Here is a 20,590-nt window from a genome sequence, read left to right on the forward strand (position 1 = left end):
CGCTATATTTTGTTTGAATGTGGTAGACGAGCTAAAAACCATGTCAGAATTAATAAGTCTGCACTGCCTCCTGGACTAAGGTTTTTTATAATACATTCATCATCGAAGTTTTTTATTATTGTTAAATAATCTGATTTATTTAGTGATTGCTGAGTTAATATTAATTTCGCTTTTTCTTTTACCCAAATTAACCCATCAATACCGCCTCTATTGGCAATATTGGTATCATTATTATTCTCCATTAATAGTATTAAAGTATTAATTAATGCTATTTCAGGATCAGTTCCATTAATTAGCTGTTTTAAATAATAAGGAAGAGATAATTCGGTAACTAATTTATATCCACATTCAGCTTCCCCGCGAGCACCCGTTAATCCATATGCTTGATAAAGTCGTTGTCCGGCAGTGGGTCTGATTGTATTTTGTTTTAATTCAGCGGTAATTCCTTGGCACATTTGCGCTACATCTTGGCAAATGGACTCTGCAATTAGCGGTAAATTTAATGCTAATTTACGACCAATAACAGTTAGCATCAAACCTAATGAAAATATGGTTCCTTTATGTGTATTGACACCAGATGTCGCATGAAACATGGATTTTTCACAAGCAATACCAATTATTCGTATTTTGGTTAATACTTGTGGTAAAGGAAGATGCTTATATTTTGCACCTGCAAATAAAAAATCCGGAAAATGTTTGGCAATCGCATTCGCACTTAAATGAAAATCAGTGAGTGCCATGTCTTTATGTGCACCCGTATTAAATTTATCAACTAATCCAGGTTTTGGTGATAAATTCACTTCAGCAAGCATAGCTTGCCAACCAAGTTGACTAAAATAATCAACTTTTTCTTGTGAGAGTAACTCGTTATTTTCAACCATGATCGGACGCATTTGCTAATACCTCGATTTGGTTAATAATGTCGTTTAATTGATGTGTGCGATGACGAGCACAAATCTTGGCTTCTTTCTCACAAACTAAACAGCGCCTAGGGGGAAGGTTGAGATCAGAACGTGAATATTGTTGTCCATTGGCATCAAAAACATCAAAATCCCACAAACGACCTACTGAATATAATTCTTCAGATTCAATAAGTGCCTTTTTGACCTCAATAGCATCCGCATCAACAGCAACCAAACATTCTGGTCCTGTCGCTAAAGCGAAAGATTGTTGTGCTAAAAGTACCCACTGCCTATTTTGTGCAATCTGATTAAGCGCATTTAAACCCTGATTAAATACTTGTCTAACAAGAGAGCTGTCTTTGACAGGTCCTGGATACACGACAGTAAATGAAATGAGGGTTACCTGATGGAGACCAATCCATTCTTGCTGGCGAGCTTGGCGATTGTCGCGGCTTTCTAGCAATTCAGGTAAAGATATTTCAGTTTGTTCTACGGTATCAGGCAGTGGGTAAAACATGGTGTTACTCCTTGATTTGATGCACGACATCAATCACTGAGCCATCGCGATAACGCACCACAGCGACAACTTTATCTGTAAACTCAATTGGATTTGGTTTACCTGTGAGCAATTCAGCTCGTTCACGCAACCAGTCAATGGATACAACCTTAATTCCTTGACTTTCCAATTGTTGTTTCAGTTCAGGGCGTGCAGGGTTAACTGCAATACCATGATCAGTGACTAAAATATCGACACTCGAACCCGGAGTGACACAGGTAATGACTTCGTCAACCAGTGTTGGAATACGGCCGCGAACTAATGGTGCTACGATGATAGACAATTTAGAGGCAACTGCGGTATCACTATGACCACCAGAAGCGCCGCGAATAACACCATCTGAACCTGTTAACACATTGACATTAAAGTTTTTATCAATTTCAAGAGCACTCAACACCACGACATCTAACATATCAACAGATGCACCTTTAGAGTCATAGCATGCATATTGATTGGCACTGATTTCAATGTGATTTGGGTTACGGGCTAATGACATAGCCGCAGCTCTATCAAAACTTTGTACATCAAGAAGTTTGCGGATAAAGCCTTTTTCATGTAAATCGACAATCGTGGATGTGATGCCGCCAAGTGCGAAATCAGCGGTAATGTCGTGACGACGCATTTTATCTTCAAGGAAACGGGTGACGGCTAAAGATGCGCCACCAGTCCCAGTTTGTAAAGAGAAACCTTCTTTGAAATAGCCTGATTTTTCAATAACATCAGCAGCAGTTCTCGCGATCAATAATTCGCGTGGGTTTGACGTCATACGGGTTGCATCAGCCCCGATTTTATCTGCATCACCAACACGTTTAACTTTAACAATATAATCGACTTCATCTTGTTTGATGCTTGCAGGATTATGCGGATAAGTGAGTAGCTCTTCCGTCAACATAACAACTTTATTTGCCGTTTCAGCATCAATTTTTGCATAACCTAAAGAACCGCAACTCGCTTCACCCGTATAGCCATTTGCATTACCAAATTCATCGCAAGCTGGAACCCCAATAAAAGCAACATCAATTTTAATTTCACCGCTGTGAATTAAATTAACGCGTCCACCATGAGAGTGAATTTGTACAGGTTCTTCTAATTCACCACGAGAAATTGCTTCAGCAAGCGCTCCCCGGATACCTGAAGTATAAATTTTACGAACGACACCATGGCGGATATGCTCAACTAAAGGAGAGTGGCAACCACTTAATGAGCTAGATGCTAAGGTTAAATTACGGATACCCATATCAGCTATTACTTGCATAACCATATTGACGGTTAAGTCACCACCACGAAATGCGTGATGAAATGAAATGGTCATACCGTCTTTCAAGCCTGAGCGGCGAATAGCAGTTTGTAAATCGTCACAAAGTTTACGATTTCTTGGTTTTTGTACTTGTTGCTGTATTTTACCAATATCTTTAAATGGACGAGCGGACTCATCTTTTACAGGATCTATATAGGCTGATACGCGAGCCTGGCGCTGTGTCATATTTGTCATCTTCAATGCCTCACTCTTCCCGAATTCCAGATAATGCAGCGCGAGATAAAACTAAGCGTGCTCTATCAATCACTGGGCCATCAACCATTTTCCCATTTAAGGAAACGACGCCACGACCTTCTTGTTCTGCTGCATTCGCGGCATCAACAACGCGTTGTGCATGGTCAACTTCTTTTTGAGTTGGTGCGTATAAATTGTGTAGCAGCTCAATTTGACGAGGGTTAATCAAAGATTTGCCATCAAAACCAAGTTGTTTAATATGAGCAGCTTCTTTTAAAAAGCCTTCTTCATTATTTGCGTCAGAATAGACGGTATCAAACGCTTGGATCCCGGCAGAGCGTGCAGCTTGTAAAATGGCGCAGCGAGCATAGAGGAGTTCAATGCCTTCTGGAGACCGCTCGGTGCGCAAATTGCGGACATAGTCCTCGGCACCTAATGCGATGCCTATTAATCTTGGGGATGAATGCGCTATATTCACCGCTTGTGTGATACCCATTGGAGATTCAATTGCTGCGAGTAATCCAGTACTACCTTCTTCTCTGCCACAACTTTTCTCAATGCGTAAAATTTCATTTTCAATATCAATAACATCTTGTGCAGTATCTGTTTTAGGTAAGCGGACAATATCTGCACCACCGCGTACAACTGCTTCTAAATCGGCAATACCAAATTCAGAATCTAATGCATTAACGCGTACAACGGTTTCAATATCTTTATATAAAGGATGTTGCAATGCGTGATAGACCAGTCTACGTGCTGTATCTTTTTCTCTTAATGTGACGGAATCTTCTAAGTCAAACATCAAAGCATCTGCTTTATAAATAAAGGAGTTACTTAGCATCGCTGCATTTGAACCTGGTACGAATAACATACTGCGACGAGTGCGTTTTTTTCTTTCCGGTGTCATTATTTTTCCTCCCATGGCAGTGCTGTAATATCACAAGCACGCGCAAGCAAGGCTTCAAGACGCGCTCTGAGTACACATTCTAGTGCGCCTTTATCATCAACAATGATTTCAGCACCTTCTATTTGATACTGCTTAACCAGTTCGAGTACAACTTGCTCTATTGCGTCACCAAATTGTTTTTCAACACTACTTGATATTTGTATTGAGACTTCTTGAGAATCTTCTAATGGTTCTATTCGAACCATGACATCACTTGATTCAAGTGTGCCTGCCACTGCTGCATGGAGTATTTTCATAGTTCACCTGTAACTAATTCAGAATTTTCAGGGCGGTGAGAAGCCGATGAAGAACGGGAAGCAAGCATATTTTCTAAATAGTGGAAAGTTGCTTCGGGTACAATCGGTTTGATTGCCGCGAGATCTTTTTTAGCGAGTAGCCGACGAACTTGAGAAGCGGAAACCGCTACGCCGTCGTGGACCATTCGTGGTAATTCAACTAATTCGATAGGCGGATAACTCAGTTGATCTGTTTCGAGCCAAAAGCGCATGTCTTGGTTATATTGGTTAGTGACTTTGCAAAATGGCTCAGTTCCGACGAAACGATGGGTAATTCCAAGTGCCGGAGCGATATATTGACGAAAGATTTTAATATCAATTTCGGTATAACAATTATCAACAACTGCTTTATCTTTGATGAAATAACAAGGGAATGTTGCTCTGGAGATAATATATTCAGAGCCTTTATGAATCGTTAAATTTTCGATTCCCTTAGTGCCAGCTTCAATTAATTCAAGGCGGACACTATATGGAAAACGAGAAGTATCTTCTTTGACAACAAACAAATGCAACCAGTCGCAGGCTTTTGCGGCTTGCTCGATTAAATAGCGATGGCCAAGTGTGAATGGGTTAGCATTCATGACAATAGAACCAATTTTTTTGCCATCTTTACGTGTTGCTTTTAAACTTTTAATATAGCGCTTTAAATAACAGCAGCTATTTTCCATTAACACCATAATATTAGGAACGGTTGCTAATGTATGGAAACCACATTGCTCAAATAAACTTTCATTTTGAGTTTTAGTATAAATAAATAAATGTGTCGTATTATTTTCATAAGCTAAATTAACTAACTCAGTTGCTAATTTTAATGCAAGACCTTCACCTCTTACATCGTCGCTAATTGCCACACATTTAATAACGTTTTTTGCTAGGCCACCACATGCAATTAATTTATCATTACGTGTAATAGTAATAAAAACGTCAATACTAGAATCAATATCGAGGTTGTTCTCTTTTAAAAACTGAGATATTTCAGCGAGTTTTCTGTTCTCATGACGTTTTACATGATTAAACGTTATGTTTTCGAACATATTAGTATCCTGCATCTCATATAGAGATGTTTTTAAGTTGTTACTAATGTTAAAGTTAATTAAATAAAATTCTTATTAAATAACAAATTAGTATTTTATTTAATTCTCCTTTTCAATACTTATATTAAAGATTATTTAATTATTATATTTGACCTGTTTCATGTTTCTATTATGAGTTTGTATTTGTTTAATGGTTTTAAAGTTTTTAATTGTGATATATGTATTTTATCTTTTGGTTTTAATGTGTTTAATTATTAATATGTATCTTATTAGCAGACTTAATGCGTAAAATGTGGATAATATCAGGATAATTTGGTTAACAAATTTTTTACTTTTCATGGGGTAACAGGATATAAGATGAAAAAAGAGTTCCAGCAATTTCCTCTAAGAAAAGGTTATCCCATCTCTTTCTCGGTACGAGTCTTCCTTCTTTTATTACTCGTATCCGTTGTTTTGACCTTAAGTTTAGGAAAATATTTTACTGACACGGCTGAAAATCGCTTGATGGCAAACATTCGATCTCTTGCGATGAGCCAAGCTAAATTGATTGCATCAATGGATGGTGTTGTTCAATCAGTCAAAAATAAAGATATTCAAAAACTAAAAGGTATTGCGGATAAACTGAACCAAGATTCCAATTATGATTATGTGGTGATCGGGGATGAAAATTCCATGCGCTTATATCATCCTAATGAAGAAAAGGTTGGGATGATGATGCAATGGAATAAACCGGGAGCATTAGAACGCGGTGAAAGCTATTTTATTGGCGGTGAGGGTTCTATTGGTAATGCGATGCGTGCAAAAACGCCTATTTTTGATGAAACAGGCAAAATAATTGGTGTCGTCTCTATTGGTTACCTTACTAATAAAATTGAAATGTCGCGCAGTGAGCTATTTGCGCAAACAGGGGCGACTTTCTTTGGTGTTTTAGTTATTTTATTATTGTTATCATGGGCATTTTCGCGGCTCATTCAACGCCAAATGTTAGGCATGGAACCCGAACAAATTACGCAAATGGTCATCGTTCAAAAGGGGATTTTTGAAGCCGTTTTTGAAGGTATAATAGCCGTGGATTGTAATGGAAAAATTATAAGCATTAACCATAATGCCCGTAAAATGCTTGCATTGGCTGAACGTTCAAACCAATTAATTGGTCAATCAGTCGTTGATTTAATTTCGCCAAATCACTTTTTCACTGATGATCTAGCAATTACCCAACATGATGTCATTTGCTCTTTCAATGGGCTAAATGTCATTGCTAACCGAGTTGCATTGTTTGACGACAAATATTTGTTGGGTGCTGTTATTAGCTTTCGTAGCCAAAATGATATTGAATCACTGAATTCTCAATTGACACAAGTTCGTCAATACGTCGAAAATTTACGAACTTTGCGTCATGAACATCTTAATTGGATGTCTACATTAAGTGGACTTCTCCAAATGAAAGAATACGACCAAGCTTTGGCGATGATTAAAGGAGAATCTGAGTCACAACAACAATTAATTGATGCGCTACGGCAGCAATTTACAGATAAACAAGTAGCGGGTTTACTGTTTGGCAAATACCATAGAGCGCGTGAACTTGGGTTACGACTAAAATTCACTGAAGGTAGTCAATTAAAACAACTACCACCACAATTGAGCAGCACTGAGTTTTGTGCAATTTTAGGCAATCTTCTTGATAATGCTTTTGAAGCAAGCTTACAAAAGAGTGAAGGTGATGGTTTAATTGAGCTTTATCTTTCTGATGAAAGTGATGAGTTTGTTATTGAAGTCGCTGACCAGGGATGTGGTTTTTCTGATGAGATGAAAAACAAATGGCAGGAAAGGGGCGTGACAACAAAAAAAGATCAGTCTGATGCGCATGGCATTGGGTTATATCTTGTAGCCTCATATGTGAAGCGGTGTAATGGCGTGATTATTATTGAAGATAATCAACCACACGGTACTCTATTTTCTATTTTTATTCCAAAAGTGATGATACAAAATGATTAAGATAAAAATCCTCATTGTGGAAGATGAATTACTCTTAGCAGAAATGCATGGGGAGTATATTAAATCTTATCCTGCTTGCGATAAAGTCTGGGTTGCAGGCGATCTTGCTCAAGCCCGCAAAATGATTGAATATATGAAGCCAGATTTAATTCTGCTTGATAACTATTTACCTGATGGTAAAGGTATTGATTTAGTTCATGAGCTGATTTCAGAAAAAAATACCGCAGATATTGTCTTTACAACAGCGGCTAGCGATATGGAAACAGTCTCAGAAGCGATCCGTTTAGGTGTTTTTGATTATCTTGTTAAACCCATTGCTTATGAACGTTTAGGGCAAACATTAGACCGCTATATTCAACGTAAAACGGTGTTACAGGCGAATGAAAGCACAAGTCAAAGTCAAATTGATGATATGTTTAACACTTATGCGCGTGGTGAAGTAAAAGAAGAACTCCCCACGGGTATTGATACCTTAACGCTTGAAAAGGTGCTTTCGTTATTTGCACAACCCAATGCAGAATATACAGCTGAAACCATTGCTGAGACAATCAAACTGAGCCGCACGACAGCTCGCCGTTATCTTGAATATTGTTTAGCACAGCATCGAATTGAAGCTGAAATTGCTTACGGCAAAGTAGGGCGCCCACAAAGAATATATCGTGCGGTTAAAAAAACGTAACTATGAAGGGCTATTTACTTTCATGAAATGCTTTTTATTTTACGTGATAAATGAAAAGCAACCATAAATCGTAAATGGCCCATTGTAATAATTGGCTTAATATGACTATTGTAATTTAATTAAGCCTACGTTATTCAGTGTGTTAATTATTGCTTTGTATTATTCTCTAGGATCTGCACTTTCTTTTTAGCTCGCTCATGGCCTTGTGTAGCAGCTAATTTATACCATTTCAATGCTTGTTTATCACTTTGTGTTACACCCATGCCGTATTGATAACAAGCTCCACTTGCATATTGTGCATCAGGGCTACCGTGTTGTGCGGCACTGATAAACCAACGGCAAGCTGTCGCTTGATCAGCAGGTATTCCGTCACCTCGGGCATATATCAGTGCAAGATTAAATTGTGCAGATATTTCACCTTGTTCGGCAGAAAGTGTGAGCCATTTTATTGCGGTTTGAACATCTTTTTTGCCACCTTGTCCATGCAGATATAACATACCCAAACTATTTTGAGCCGGCGAGAATCCTAATTGGGCTGAACGAGAAAAATATTGGTAAGCTTGCTGATAATTAACCTCATCATACATGCCTGTGGCGGCTTGATATCCCAATAAATAAAGGGCTTGTGGATTGTTGTTTTCAGCTAATGATAAATAAATTTTTTGCGCTTTTTGTTGATCTTTTTTAGTTGTAATCCCTTTTTCATACCAATAAGCAAGCATTAGCTCTGCGGGCTGAAAATGTTGTGCGGCAGCTTTTTCTAACCAATCTTGAGCTTGTTGCTCATTTTTGGTTAAAAGATTATTAATTCCTGACAAAGTATATTCAGCCATATTCATTTGACCGAGTGGGTCACCTGCATCTGCGGCTTGTTTCATCCAGTACAACATTTGTGCATTATCTTTTTTCACACCATGACCTTGCTGGTATAAAAGTGCAAGATTAATTTGTGCTTTAGTAAATCCCTTTTCAGCCGCTTGCTGATACCACTTAACCGCCTCAGTCATCTTATTTTCAGACTGATATAGCATTGCGAGATTAAACTGAGCTTCTGTCTGCCCCGATTCTGCTTGTGTGATCCATTTTTGTTTATCTTGCTCTGTTAATGCCGTTTCAGCGTAAGAAATATGCCCAATCGCATTAATCACGATAAATAATAACAAGAGATACTTTTTCACTCGCATTCCTTTTGTGATCGCGTTTTATAACAACTCAATATGATAAGTTAAACGTGAACATTATTTTCTGATTGAGTAACAAAAAATGTTAATTTATGCTAAAAATAGTGTTCATGAATACATTTAAATCTAAAAAATAGCTATGTTAACTTTCTTTTTATCTAAGGTAACGGGCAAACTTCATTAAAGCAATTACCAAAAATGCACTTTAGCTGTACAGTCAAATTTTGCTCATTTTTATTTAATTAGCTTATTAAAAAATAATTATAAAAAACTTATGAACTTTTTCGCAGTAGGTGTAGTCTTAGTAATAAGTATATTCTTGTTTGCCTGCGTGAACATTCATATATTTACCCTCATCATTCATTTCTTTACGTGAAGTAATGCAATAATGCAACTATAGTAGTGATTGATAGTAATGATTTTTCAAGGTCATGAACTCATGAATATCCTTAAATAGAATGCATTATGCCCAGTTGATTAACTGGGCTTTTTTTTATCCAAATTTTATGGGATAAGCCAAATAATTGACTTTGTTTATCCGAAATTCGGTAATAAAAGATTAGATATTCACTTAATATGCATAGTTAATGTTCTGGCTATATTGGGATTTTAAGAGCAAATGACTCCAATAGAATATTCTGACTTTTTATTTTGTGTTTGCATAAAACACTAAATAAGTCTGTTAAATATTCAAATTATATAAAAGTAAACACAATGAATAATTTTTGATACTTATTCTTTAAAAGAAAATAATGAACTTAACATTTATATAACGTACAGATTATCTATGCAGAGTAATATTAACTGAATCTAACTAAAAAAAGGAATGATGCCACAATATCAAACTATCCTTTTAATAATTAATACTAGCTAAATCTTTATTTTTGGTGCATAAATAGCGTATATTGCTGAAATGATTTTCGCATTATTAACAGAATTTATACCTAATAATGCTGAATAAATAATCAATTATGCTTTAACTCTTTGAATTTTATGTTTGTGATTCGTCAATCTTACTAAGACGGTAATATTGATTTCAAAGAAGGATGTGGTGGAAATTAAAGTTCGGTAACTCAAATTCTTACATCTGAAATAATTGAATATATAAACTTTAATTCTTGAGACTATAACTATGCTGAGAGTACAAACAGTACTCCGTTTTATGTTTTTATTTATGTACAGGTTGTCATAGAGGTAACTAGTGTCCGCAACTAACAACAATAAAGAGGAAGTCAGTCTTAACGCGTTTAAGCAGCCTCGCTCGTTCTATTTAATCTTTTCTATCGAACTCTGGGAACGCTTCGGTTATTACGGCCTCCAGGGGATCCTCCCAATCTATCTTAGCCAAGTTCTGGGAATGTCAGAAACAGAATCCATCACTCTGTTCTCGGCTTTCGCTGCCTTAGTTTACGGCTTTGTCGCCATCGGTGGTTGGTTAGGAGATAAAATATTAGGAACTAAACGTGTAATTGTTCTCGGCACGTTGGTTCTTATCGCAGGTTATGCTTTAGTCGCTTATTCTGATCATGATGTTTCCTTGGTGTATGTTGGTCTTGCAACGATAGCGGTAGGTAATGGTTTGTTTAAAGCAAACCCGTCATCATTACTCTCCACTTGTTACGATAAAGATGATCCGCGTTTAGATGGTGCATTTACGATGTACTACATGGCGGTTAACATTGGTTCATTCTTCTCCATGTTAGCAACGCCTTGGTTAGCAAAACATTACGGTTGGGATATTGCCTTCTCACTCAGCGTAGTGGGATTAGTTATTACTCTCATCAACTTCTTTATGTGTAAGCGCTGGGTTTCAAACCATGGTTCTAAACCTGACTTTGCGCCAATGGTTATCTCAAAATTAATTGCTACACTCGTGGGTGTTGTTGCATTGGTAACCATTTCAACTTGGTTACTGCACAACATGGATATTGCACGTGCAGCATTGGGGATTATTTCACTCGGTATCGTTATTATCTTTATTAAAGAAACGATTGCACTAAAAGGCACTGCACGTCGTCGTATGATTGTTGCACTGATCATGATGTTAGAAGCAATAGTATTCTTTGTTCTGTATAGTCAGATGCCAACCTCATTAAATTTCTTTGCATTGCATAATGTTGAACATGAAATTTTAGGATTTAGTGTTGAACCTGCTCAATATCAAGCATTGAACCCTTTCTGGATCATTATTGGTAGTCCAATTCTTGCGGCAATCTATAACAAGATGGGCGACCATCTACCAATGCCACATAAATTTGCGATTGGTATGCTACTTTGCTCAGCAGCCTTCTTGGTCTTGCCTTTAGGTGCTAAGTTTGCAAGTGATGCAGGTATTGTTTCCGTCAGCTGGCTAGTGATTTGTTACGGTTTCCAAAGTATTGGTGAATTGATGATCTCTGGGTTAGGGTTGGCGATGGTTGCTCAGCTTGTGCCACAGCGTCTGATGGGCTTCATCATGGGGTCTTGGTTCTTAACTAACTCTGCTGCTGCCTTTATTGCTGGTTATGTTGCTTCATTAGCCGCTGTACCGAAAGGTGATGTCATGAGTACGACAGAATCACTGGCTGTTTATAGCGATGTATTCCTAAAAATTGGTATTGTGACGGGTGTGATTGCTATTTTAATGGCTTTAACGGCACCAATGCTAAATCGCATGACATTAGAGCGCGAATAATTCAGTTTGCTAGTTATAAATTTAGTGTAAATAAAGCGGGAGAGTTATTTTCCCGCTTTATATTTGGTTCATTATTAAACTTGTGAAGTATACGCTGTGTTACCTATAAAATTTAAAACAATTAACATTACCAATATATTTTAATTTCTTAAGCGAAATGGCGATTGTTGATAATTTTTAGTGAACGGCTATGCCCGTTAATTAGTAAGGTATTTGACGTACAACTATAGGCATCTTTTGAAATACCATTCATAAATACTGTTGGTGTGATTGCCGTTGCTGCAAACATAACATCATCCGTGCTTACCATATTTTCTAGCATCAAAACTTCACCAATATCCACACCCATTTGCTGACAACGTGCTTCTTCTTGCTTCGCTAATAATCTATTTTGTGTATTATCACCTTTAGCTTGCACTCGAGAAACAAGTCGTGCTTGCATGTCACCACCAAGTGCACGCGCAATTGCAGCACTAATGATCCCTTCTGGAGCACCTCCAGTTCCATACATCATATCAATGGAATGTTCAGGTAAAATAGCAAGTAAAGAGGCTAGAACATCGCCATCAGGAATAGTTATTACATTCGTACCAAAATTACGTAACGTTTGAATGATATGTTGATGGCGCGGTTTATCTAAGATAGCAATTGATAATTTAGATATTGGTTTATTTAAGACAGAAGAGAGGTTTTCGATGTTTTTTCTAAAGGAGCTGATAGGCTAACGGCACCTTTCGCAGCAGAGCTGACAACAAGTTTCTCCATATACATATCAGGGGCTTGCAATAAAGTACCAGTAGGTGCAGCGGCTAAAACGGCAATGGCATTTTCTTCATTACATGCAACCATGCGGGTGCCATCAATTGGGTCAACTGCGATATCTAATTTATGCTGACTTTTAGCATTGCCCACTTGCTCACCAATGTACAACATGGGGGCTTCATCAATTTCACCTTCACCAATAACTATTTTACCCTGAAAATCAATTTCATTGAGGCGGCTGCGCATTGCCTCAACAGCGGCTTGATCAGCAGCATTTTTATCCTGTTTTCCTACCCAATTATGTGCAGCTAAGGCCGCAACCTCAGTGACAGAAGCGATTGCATAAGCTAATTCATCGCTAATTTTCATGTTGATTCCCTGATTGCAAAAAAGAAGTGAGGCTATGATACTTTTTTTGTGGGCATATTGGCAGGATAAATAATCAATAGTGAATTAAAACAGGCAGGCATTAGCCTGCCGCAGACTGCTGACAAACATATTATGTTTGGCGGCAAGTCATATAGGTTTTAAAAATAAGCAAGGAAAATCAATACATTGATTTTCGACTGATAACACAAAGCGGGAAAAACCACGCTTTTATCCCGCTTTGTCAACAACCACAGGCAGGCATTAGCCTGCCGTTATTTTGACTACAGCATTTCGACGATGGCGATACCACCAATGATTGAGATGAGTGCAGCTAATGTACTGAGCAACACTGTTCCCGCCGAATTATCGGTATAAGCTTGGTTACTAATTGCCAATGCAGGTACTGCGGTCGCAGTAGGGAGAACCCCGATGATAAAGGCTGATTTAAGCATATCGCCCTCTAATCCTAATGCGATTCCCGTACCGAGAATTAATGCCGCCTGAACAAAGTTCTTGATGAACACGTTAAAAATAATTTCAACACTAAATTTTAATTTGATGCCTGAGAGCAATAATCCTAAAAAGAATAGCGCTACGCCCCCAGCGGTTTTACCTAATTCATTTACTGAATTTTGTAAAATTTCAGGTAATTTAACGCCAAAAATAGCGAGTAAAGCACCTAAAATTGGTAAGAATACTAATGGTTGAGCAACTGCTTTACCGATTGATTTTAAAATACCATTGTTTTGTTGTCGGCCACTGATCATTAATAAAGTGAATGGAATAATGATAATGGTGTAGATCAAATTACCTAGCACCATTGCGATTAAGCCAGATGTGCCAACTGTTGCTAGTAACACGGGTGGCCCGCAGTATGCCATATCTGGGAAAGAGACAGATAAAGCTTGCATTGCCGAGTCTTTCTTATTGTGATGGAAAAAGAACTTACCCGATAGAAAGCCAATAATATAAGAAACAATTAAGCCGACAGCTAATGCCAGCAGATAATCAATATTGAGTAATACGGATGGTGGTGCCTGAGCCGCTGCGAGAAATAATGCAAATGGCAAAGCAATTTTAACAACAAAGTCAGCGAAAGCCTGTGAATATTCGCGTTTGATAAAACCGTATTTACCTGACAACCAGCCAACAGCTAGACCTAAAACAATAGGTCCAAGTGCCGCCATTATTACATGTAATAGCATAATATCCCTCTAAATATGGAAAGGTCGTACATTTATAGCAAAATAGTTATCCTAAATTGAAAGCACATTATTACTTTAAACAGAGTATTGACCAATTAAAATCATGACTTGCACTATTAGGCTCTACTATTTCATTCATTAAAGACTCTGCTTTGGATCTAACATAATTTGATTATTTTAGAGATAAAATAAGCTGTTACTTCAATTAGAATTTCACTTATATAAATAACATAAATAGTTAGAAAAATATGGATGAAATACATAATTTTTATAAAAATATAGATAACTAAAATTGAAAGTCATAATAATAAAGATGTAAACAGAATTATTGATTGATAAGAATAATCGAATATCATTAAATGACTTGTCATAATGAGACTTGTTTTTTTATTCTTAAACACATACTCTGGGTTTTTGTTGTTATCACTGTATATAATATGAGCATATTTATTTTGTAATAAATTGCTGAATGTAGTTGGCAATAAAGCGAATGCTATTTACACTAAACGTCGGGTGGTATTGTCTTTCATATGCTGTGCCGTTTAATTGTTAGGGAAATCTATTTTTGGATATCTTGTTAGTTGTTGGATTTATCGTTGTTATTTTGCTAATAATTTCACCAATACTTGCGATAGTTGCAATAAACAGAGCAAGCCGTGTGGAGCGCCTTGTGTTGCAACAAAATCAGCGTATAACTTCATTGGAAACAGCATTAAATGCACAATTAACTGATATTGACCACCAAACAGAATTAATTCTTGCTAATAAAACCCCAGCTAAGCCTACAGATTCGCCTCACTCGTTATCTGAACCTGATATACCCACGCAGGTTACACCTCAGCCAGAGTCTTTAATTGCTGCTTCTCAAATACCTGAGTTATCCTCTGATATACAAGGGAGTTATCAAGAGAATAAGCTTAAGCAAACTCACCGCAATAATGCCGATCAATCCGATGGATATTGGCCTATTTTTAGCCATTTCTTTAACTGGTTATGGAAAGGAAATCCATTGGCTAAAATAGGGATATTGCTGCTGTTTTTAGGTGTGGCTTACCTACTAAAATTTAGTGTGCAAAATGATGTGCTATCACCTCAAGTCAGATTATTGATTAGCGCAATTGGTTGCTTGATATTATTGACGGTCGGCTGGTATTTACGTCAGAAAAAAGCCTTATTTGCACTGATATTACAAGGTGGGGCAATAGGGTGTTTATATATCACCATTTTTGCCGCATTTAAGCTATATGACATGTTGCCTTATAGCATGGCTTTTGTGGCAATGGCTTTGATTTGTGTAGCGAGCGTTATCTTAGCATTATTGCAAAGCGCAATTAGCTTAGCTATTTTAGCTTCTCTTGGTGGTTATTTAGCGCCTGTCTTATTATCTATGGGCGGTGGTAGCCATATCATTCTGTTTTCCTATTATTTAATGTTATCTATTGCTATTTTGATTATTAGTGTTTGGCAAACATGGAGACCATTAAATCTTGTTGGCATGGTGATGACATATTCTGTCGCTGTATTATGGGGATGGAATAATTACCAAGAAGAATACTATGTTTCCAGTCAGCTGTTTTTAATTGCTAATTTAATTGTTTTTAATGTATTAACTCAACTGTTTTCACTACGTTTTCCTCATGATAAACAAATGGTTGTTGATTATACGTTACTTTTTATCCCGCCATTTGTCAGCATTGCTTTGCAGTATGCCATATCCTCGCATATTCCCTATGTTCCTGCATTCGTGGCGCTTATGTTAGGGCTATTTTATTTATTGGCTGGGTATCAGCTTCACAAACGTTACAATGACGTCGCTAAAGAGCTCGCTTTAGGAAATGTGGTTATTGGTGTTGCTTTTGTGACTTTAGCAATTCCATTAGCGCTTGCTTTTGAATGGACATCAATTATTTGGTCTGTCGAGGGATTATTACTCCTATGGTACGGATTTCAGCAGCAGAATAAAAAACTTATCCTTGTCGGTGTGTTACTGATTTTAACGAGTGTGATCACTTTGTTAGGTGGTTTCTCATTATATACATGGAGCCGAGCAAGCACTTATATGATCCCTGTATTGCTGGTGGCTTGTTTTTGTGCTGGGGCAATATTTAATCTTCATCGTAATGCATTTAAAAGCTACAATTTTTTTAGCCACTGCTTTTTGGTTATTGGCTTAGTCGTTTGGTGTTTTTGGATCCCGGTGATGACCGATATCCTTTCTTGGAGCTATGAATCTGAGATTTTCATTGTTATAGCACTTGTTATTATTTCTGCTTGTTTATGGCGTTTTCTTGCTATTAAATCAGACTGGATAACCCTTTTATTATGCCAATCCATTGTATGGCTAACGGGATATTACTATTTAATTCTCGATTTTATCGATGATATAAACCCAATGGGCAGGGGGGAAAGTTCTCTAATTTGGCCCGTGCTATTAGGTAGTTCGATTCTATTTGTTATACATACTCAAAATGCGCGAAATATAAAAATACAGCGGATCTTACATGGTGCGACTTTTTGGCTGATATTGATATTTATTGCAACAGAGGTGAATTGGTTCGTTACTATTTTACCTTGGGGTATGACTGAATTAGGTTATTTTATTTATATCATGTCGATTACGTTAGTGATATTGACGTTATATGGGTTACAGAGCCAAAAAATAGTACCAATGAAACGTAATGCGATGACCTATTGGTATAATTCATTACCAATGGCTGGAGTGTTAATCTGTATTTCAATTATTGCTAACTTCAATGATGGAAAATTAACCTTCTGGAATTATATTCCGCTTATCAACCCATTAGATGAAGCAGGGTTGTTCAGTATTGCTTCGATTTTATTAATTAAACGGGGTATTACACAAAAGCTGAAGAGGGTAACAGAACTTCATTTGCTTATTATCCGAGGGTTAGGTCTTGCGGCTATCATATTGAGCATACTATGGTTTAACGGTATATTGCTGCGTGCCTTATCTGATTATGCTGATATTAATTGGGACTTTGATGCGCTTTTCACATCGCGTTTAGTGCAAACTATTCTCTCTATAAGTTGGTCTGTGATTGCTTTAGGTTTTATGATTTTTGCAGGCATGAAGCAAAATCGGAAATATTGGTTTTTTGGTGCGGGCGTATTTGGTTGTGTAATCGCAAAATTATTCCTCGTCGATATTTATGGGCAAGATGGCTTATCAAGAGCAATTAGCTTTATTGCTGTCGCTGTGCTTATTTTGGTCGTTGGTTATTTCTCACCACTTCCGCCGAAAATAATATCAGGAACAGAAAATCAGGAGGCTGTTGATGAAATTAACCCAAAATAAAATAAGCTGGTTATTAATAAGTTTTTTATGTGGTGTATTTCTATTTTCGGCTCCAATGTACAGTGAAGAACAGAAAACACTCAATCCTTATGACTTTTATCAAGGCATTGAACTAGATGTTAGCAATTATAATAGTCCATTCGCTTGGCTTGAACTTCCTGCTGAAGCTTATATCAATTCAGCATATTCAAATACATTGCAAGATGTAAGAGTATTTAATGGGACGGGACAAGAAATACCATCAGCATTATTTTTTGATGCAGAAGAGACTAATGAGCTCTCTTATGCAAAATTCTCTGTACAAAGGTTAATTTCTCGTATTGAACAAAGCCAAGTCAACCCCAATACTCGAGGGATGAGTGCTGAACAGCATTTACTCGTCGAAGCAATACCAAATAAAGTGATACAAGTTGAATTACCTTCTTTACAGTTAAAAGGTGACTCAACATACCAAGCTTACTTATTAACCCGCAATGAAAATCAATTAGGGCATTTTCCTATTAATACGTTATATCTTGATTGGTTAAAAAGTCATGATGATTGGCAAGCAAAGATATTTGTTTATGCCAGTCTAGATAAACAAAATTGGGTTAACTTAGCAAATAATCAGCCAGTTATGAGTTTGAATTCAAAATCAGATATTGTACGAGCTAATGCTATTTAATTATTAAAAGGTAATGACGATGTTTTAAGTGCTCCATATTTACTCGTCGTTACAGTCAGTAATCAAAATACAGTTCCTGATTTAATTAGTGCAGATGCTTCAATAAAAATTCAGAATACAACAAGGCGTCAAGAAACGCTCAGTTTTGTGACAAATAATGAAGGTGTATCGCTAAATCAACTTATTTATCGGCTACCTTCCTCGCAGCCGTTAACTGAAATGACAATACAATTGCAGCAGAGTAATCGAGTTCTACCTTTGAAAGTTGAATATACTACTGATTCGGGTGAGGATTGGCTGCCATTAACTAATATTGTTGTTTATAACCAAGTCAATGATGAGGGCGTAAAGCATAATCCGCCATTAAATTTAAATAGTAAATTAATTAAAAAAGTGCGGGTGACGGCATTAAAAGGTAGTTGGGATGACAAGCCACCAATTATTGAAGGTAAACGAGATGCCATGAATGTTATATTTAATATTCAAGGGGCAGCGCCTTATTTATTAGTGTGGGGATCTTATTATGCTGATACTGAAAATATGAGCTATCAGCAACTTATTGATCAATCATTAAATATTGATGAAATGATGAAGTATTATCCAAAAATTCACACAGCAAATAATGTGCTTGGACTCGGTGGTGAAGAACAACTGACTGAAAGTAGTTTTGTTGAGGATGATTATAGCTGGATGGTTATTTTATTATGGGGGCTGTTGAGTATCGGTATTATTGCCTTATTTTATTTTGGGTGGTATCTAGCTCGGGAAATTAATTCAAAAAACGCTCGTTGAGTTTAATTGATAAAAGGAATTAGTGTATCGTTATTAGATAATTGAAAAATTTACATTTCTCTCTAAATGATTACGTATTATCACTGTTTTTTGACAACGAATTAAGTTAAAACAGAAGTCATTATTTAGGAGGTTGCGATGAAAATACAATTAATTCCAACACTATTTATGGTTATTGCTCTATCTGTAAGTGCTTCTATATGTGCTCAAGGAACAGAATTTATAAATTTAAATGAAAGTATTCAAGCTATGCATTCATTACATAAAATTGAGGCGCAAGATTCTGGTGATATCGAATCTTTACGTGAAATGGCTGAATCTAATCAATTAGAGATCAGTGAAAGTATTATGGATAGGCGTTTTAATGGGCGACAATTCCGTATTATCTCTAAATAGCTATCAAGCTAATTTTTAGCCGACAAAATAATTAACCTGCCGTCTACTTTATTCGTATAATGACTTATTTATACAGTAAATAATCATAGGTACATCAAAAGGTGACTATAATGCATCAAGGTAAATGTCTTTGTGGTGCTGTAACAATTAAAACTCATCAATCTATTGATAAAATTAGTGTTTGTCATTGTGATATGTGTCAGCGCTGGAATGGTGGTCCTGGTTTTAGTATTGATTGCCAGGATGATGTTAGTATTGATGGTGCTGATTCAATCACTTGTTTTGCTTCGTCCTCTTGGGGTGAGCGCGCATTTTGTAAGCAATGTGGTACCCACCTATTTTATCATTTGCTTTCACCGTCATCATATTATGTTTCCGCAGCATTATTCGATGAAGCCAAAGAAGCAAAAATGACAATGCAAATATTTATTGAAAATAAACCTAAGTATTATAATTTTGTTGAAAAAACGCCAATGCTAACAGAACAAGACATCATGAACATGATGAAATCATGATAACGACTTGTTTATTTTTGTTTGCTTTAATATGACCTATCATATTGTGCTTATAGAAAAATTTACTTATTTTTATTTAAGTTACATGTAAGTATGATACGAGAAGGCTTACTTTTTATTTTACTGTCATGGCGAAATAGAGAGCTGATCTATCGTAAAACATTCATCTAGACCACTTATCATCTTGAATACCGTAAACATAGTTTACAATATTACTTTGATAGCAGAAAATACGACATCATAGTTTGAGTTCGTATGAACAACGCTTTAGTGGAAGATAATAAATGAATAGTATGAGAAATATGCGTCATGCGAGCAATATTGCATGGGTTTTACAGTGGGTACTTAATATCGGTTTAATTTCATTAGCGATTGTACTTGTATTCTTTTTAGTGAAAGAAACCTATACTATGGCATCACTAATGTTTAGCAGTGATAAACATGCGACAGCTTATGAATTATTAGAAGGGATTGTCATTTATTTCCTTTATTTTGAATTTATTGCACTTATTACTAAGTATTTTCTATCAGGGTACCATTTTCCATTACGATATTTTATATATATCGGAATTACTGCAATAATTCGCTTAATCATTGTAGACCACAGTGATCCGATGACAACATTACTACATGCTAGTGCAATTTTGGTTCTGGTTATTGCATTATATATAGCAAATACTGAAAAACTGAAGCGTGAGTAACTCTATGAAAACAAAGGGTTATCACTCATAGCTCTTTGTTATATATCGTAATTAAATATAAATATTAAAAGTAATATACTTAAAATTAAATAAATTATTTATCTGATAATTGATA

General features: G+C 36.5%; 15 protein-coding genes and 2 pseudogenes. 8 read left to right on the top strand and 9 right to left on the bottom strand.

The features are described from left to right. Nucleotides 1-2: 2 nt before the first annotated feature. From citG to citC, 6 genes are read right to left on the bottom strand one after another with little or no spacing between them, the layout of a single operon-like run. Nucleotides 3-893 (bottom strand): triphosphoribosyl-dephospho-CoA synthase CitG, encoded by an 891-nt coding sequence (citG, locus tag OO7_RS07710; protein ID WP_008915393.1) that lies wholly within the window; start codon nt 891-893, stop codon nt 3-5. Next, entirely contained in the window at nt 874-1,419 is a 546-nt protein-coding gene (citX, locus tag OO7_RS07715) for a citrate lyase holo-[acyl-carrier protein] synthase (protein ID WP_008915394.1), read from the bottom strand. Before citX ends, citG begins: the two co-directional genes overlap by 20 nt. A 4-nt stretch (nt 1,420-1,423) precedes the next feature. Next, nucleotides 1,424-2,950: a citrate lyase subunit alpha gene (citF, locus tag OO7_RS07720; RefSeq protein ID WP_043892674.1), complete on the bottom strand. Its 1,527-nt coding sequence runs from the start codon at nt 2,948-2,950 to the stop codon at nt 1,424-1,426. A 10-nt stretch (nt 2,951-2,960) separates the two neighbouring features. Beyond that, nucleotides 2,961-3,857 (bottom strand): citrate (pro-3S)-lyase subunit beta, encoded by an 897-nt coding sequence (gene citE, locus OO7_RS07725; protein ID WP_008915396.1) that lies wholly within the window; start codon nt 3,855-3,857, stop codon nt 2,961-2,963. Further along, nucleotides 3,857-4,153 (bottom strand): citrate lyase acyl carrier protein, encoded by a 297-nt coding sequence (citD, locus tag OO7_RS07730; RefSeq protein ID WP_008915397.1) that lies wholly within the window; start codon nt 4,151-4,153, stop codon nt 3,857-3,859. The genes citE and citD overlap by 1 nt, the downstream gene beginning before the upstream one ends. Continuing rightward, a complete protein-coding gene (gene citC, locus OO7_RS07735; RefSeq protein ID WP_008915398.1) occupies nt 4,150-5,226 on the bottom strand; it encodes a [citrate (pro-3S)-lyase] ligase in 1,077 nt (358 codons plus the stop codon). Before citC ends, citD begins: the two co-directional genes overlap by 4 nt. A gap of 357 nt (nt 5,227-5,583) precedes the next feature. On the opposite strand from citC, the gene dpiB reads away from it, so the two are divergent. Both dpiB and dpiA read left to right on the top strand, forming a co-directional pair. Further along, nucleotides 5,584-7,221, top strand: a complete 1,638-nt coding sequence (gene dpiB / locus OO7_RS07740) for a sensor histidine kinase DpiB (RefSeq protein WP_008915399.1) — start codon at nt 5,584-5,586, stop codon at nt 7,219-7,221. Beyond that, nucleotides 7,214-7,900, top strand: coding sequence for a two-component response regulator DpiA (dpiA, locus tag OO7_RS07745; RefSeq protein ID WP_008915400.1), 687 nt, complete (start codon nt 7,214-7,216; stop codon nt 7,898-7,900). Before dpiB ends, dpiA begins: the two co-directional genes overlap by 8 nt. Before the next feature lie 146 nt (nt 7,901-8,046). Here dpiA and OO7_RS07750 read toward each other — a convergent pair whose 3' ends face one another. Further along, entirely contained in the window at nt 8,047-9,078 is a 1,032-nt protein-coding gene (locus tag OO7_RS07750) for a tetratricopeptide repeat protein (protein WP_008915401.1), read from the bottom strand. 1,204 nt (nt 9,079-10,282) lie between these two features. Here OO7_RS07750 and dtpA point away from each other — a divergent pair. Beyond that, nucleotides 10,283-11,755: a dipeptide/tripeptide permease DtpA gene (gene dtpA / locus OO7_RS07755; RefSeq protein ID WP_043892675.1), complete on the top strand. Its 1,473-nt coding sequence runs from the start codon at nt 10,283-10,285 to the stop codon at nt 11,753-11,755. A gap of 148 nt (nt 11,756-11,903) precedes the next feature. Here dtpA and glpX read toward each other — a convergent pair. Continuing rightward, a pseudogene (glpX, locus tag OO7_RS07760) lies at nt 11,904-12,880 on the bottom strand (class II fructose-bisphosphatase). A 287-nt stretch (nt 12,881-13,167) separates the two neighbouring features. Next, on the bottom strand, nt 13,168-14,091 hold the full coding sequence (locus OO7_RS07765; RefSeq protein ID WP_043892676.1) for an AEC family transporter: 924 nt from the start codon (nt 14,089-14,091) through the stop codon (nt 13,168-13,170). Between the two features lie 565 nt (nt 14,092-14,656). Here OO7_RS07765 and OO7_RS07770 point away from each other — a divergent pair. From OO7_RS07770 to psiE, 5 genes and pseudogenes are all read left to right on the top strand, one after another. Next, on the top strand, nt 14,657-17,407 hold the full coding sequence (locus OO7_RS07770) for a DUF2339 domain-containing protein (protein WP_008915404.1): 2,751 nt from the start codon (nt 14,657-14,659) through the stop codon (nt 17,405-17,407). Between the two features lie 55 nt (nt 17,408-17,462). Next, a pseudogene (locus tag OO7_RS07775) lies at nt 17,463-18,863 on the top strand (DUF3999 family protein). Between the two features lie 138 nt (nt 18,864-19,001). Then, a complete protein-coding gene (locus tag OO7_RS07780; RefSeq protein ID WP_008915405.1) occupies nt 19,002-19,259 on the top strand; it encodes a hypothetical protein in 258 nt (85 codons plus the stop codon). 110 nt (nt 19,260-19,369) lie between these two features. Beyond that, entirely contained in the window at nt 19,370-19,774 is a 405-nt protein-coding gene (locus OO7_RS07785; RefSeq protein WP_008915406.1) for a GFA family protein, read from the top strand. A 293-nt stretch (nt 19,775-20,067) separates the two neighbouring features. Further along, nucleotides 20,068-20,475 carry a phosphate-starvation-inducible protein PsiE gene (psiE, locus tag OO7_RS07790; protein WP_419177243.1) on the top strand — a complete coding sequence of 136 codons (408 nt, stop codon included), beginning with the start codon at nt 20,068-20,070 and terminating at the stop codon, nt 20,473-20,475. Nucleotides 20,476-20,590: the final 115 nt, after the last annotated feature.

Origin of the sequence: Providencia sneebia DSM 19967, from assembly GCF_000314895.2 — a bacterium.
Lineage (GTDB): Bacteria > Pseudomonadota > Gammaproteobacteria > Enterobacterales > Enterobacteriaceae > Providencia > Providencia sneebia.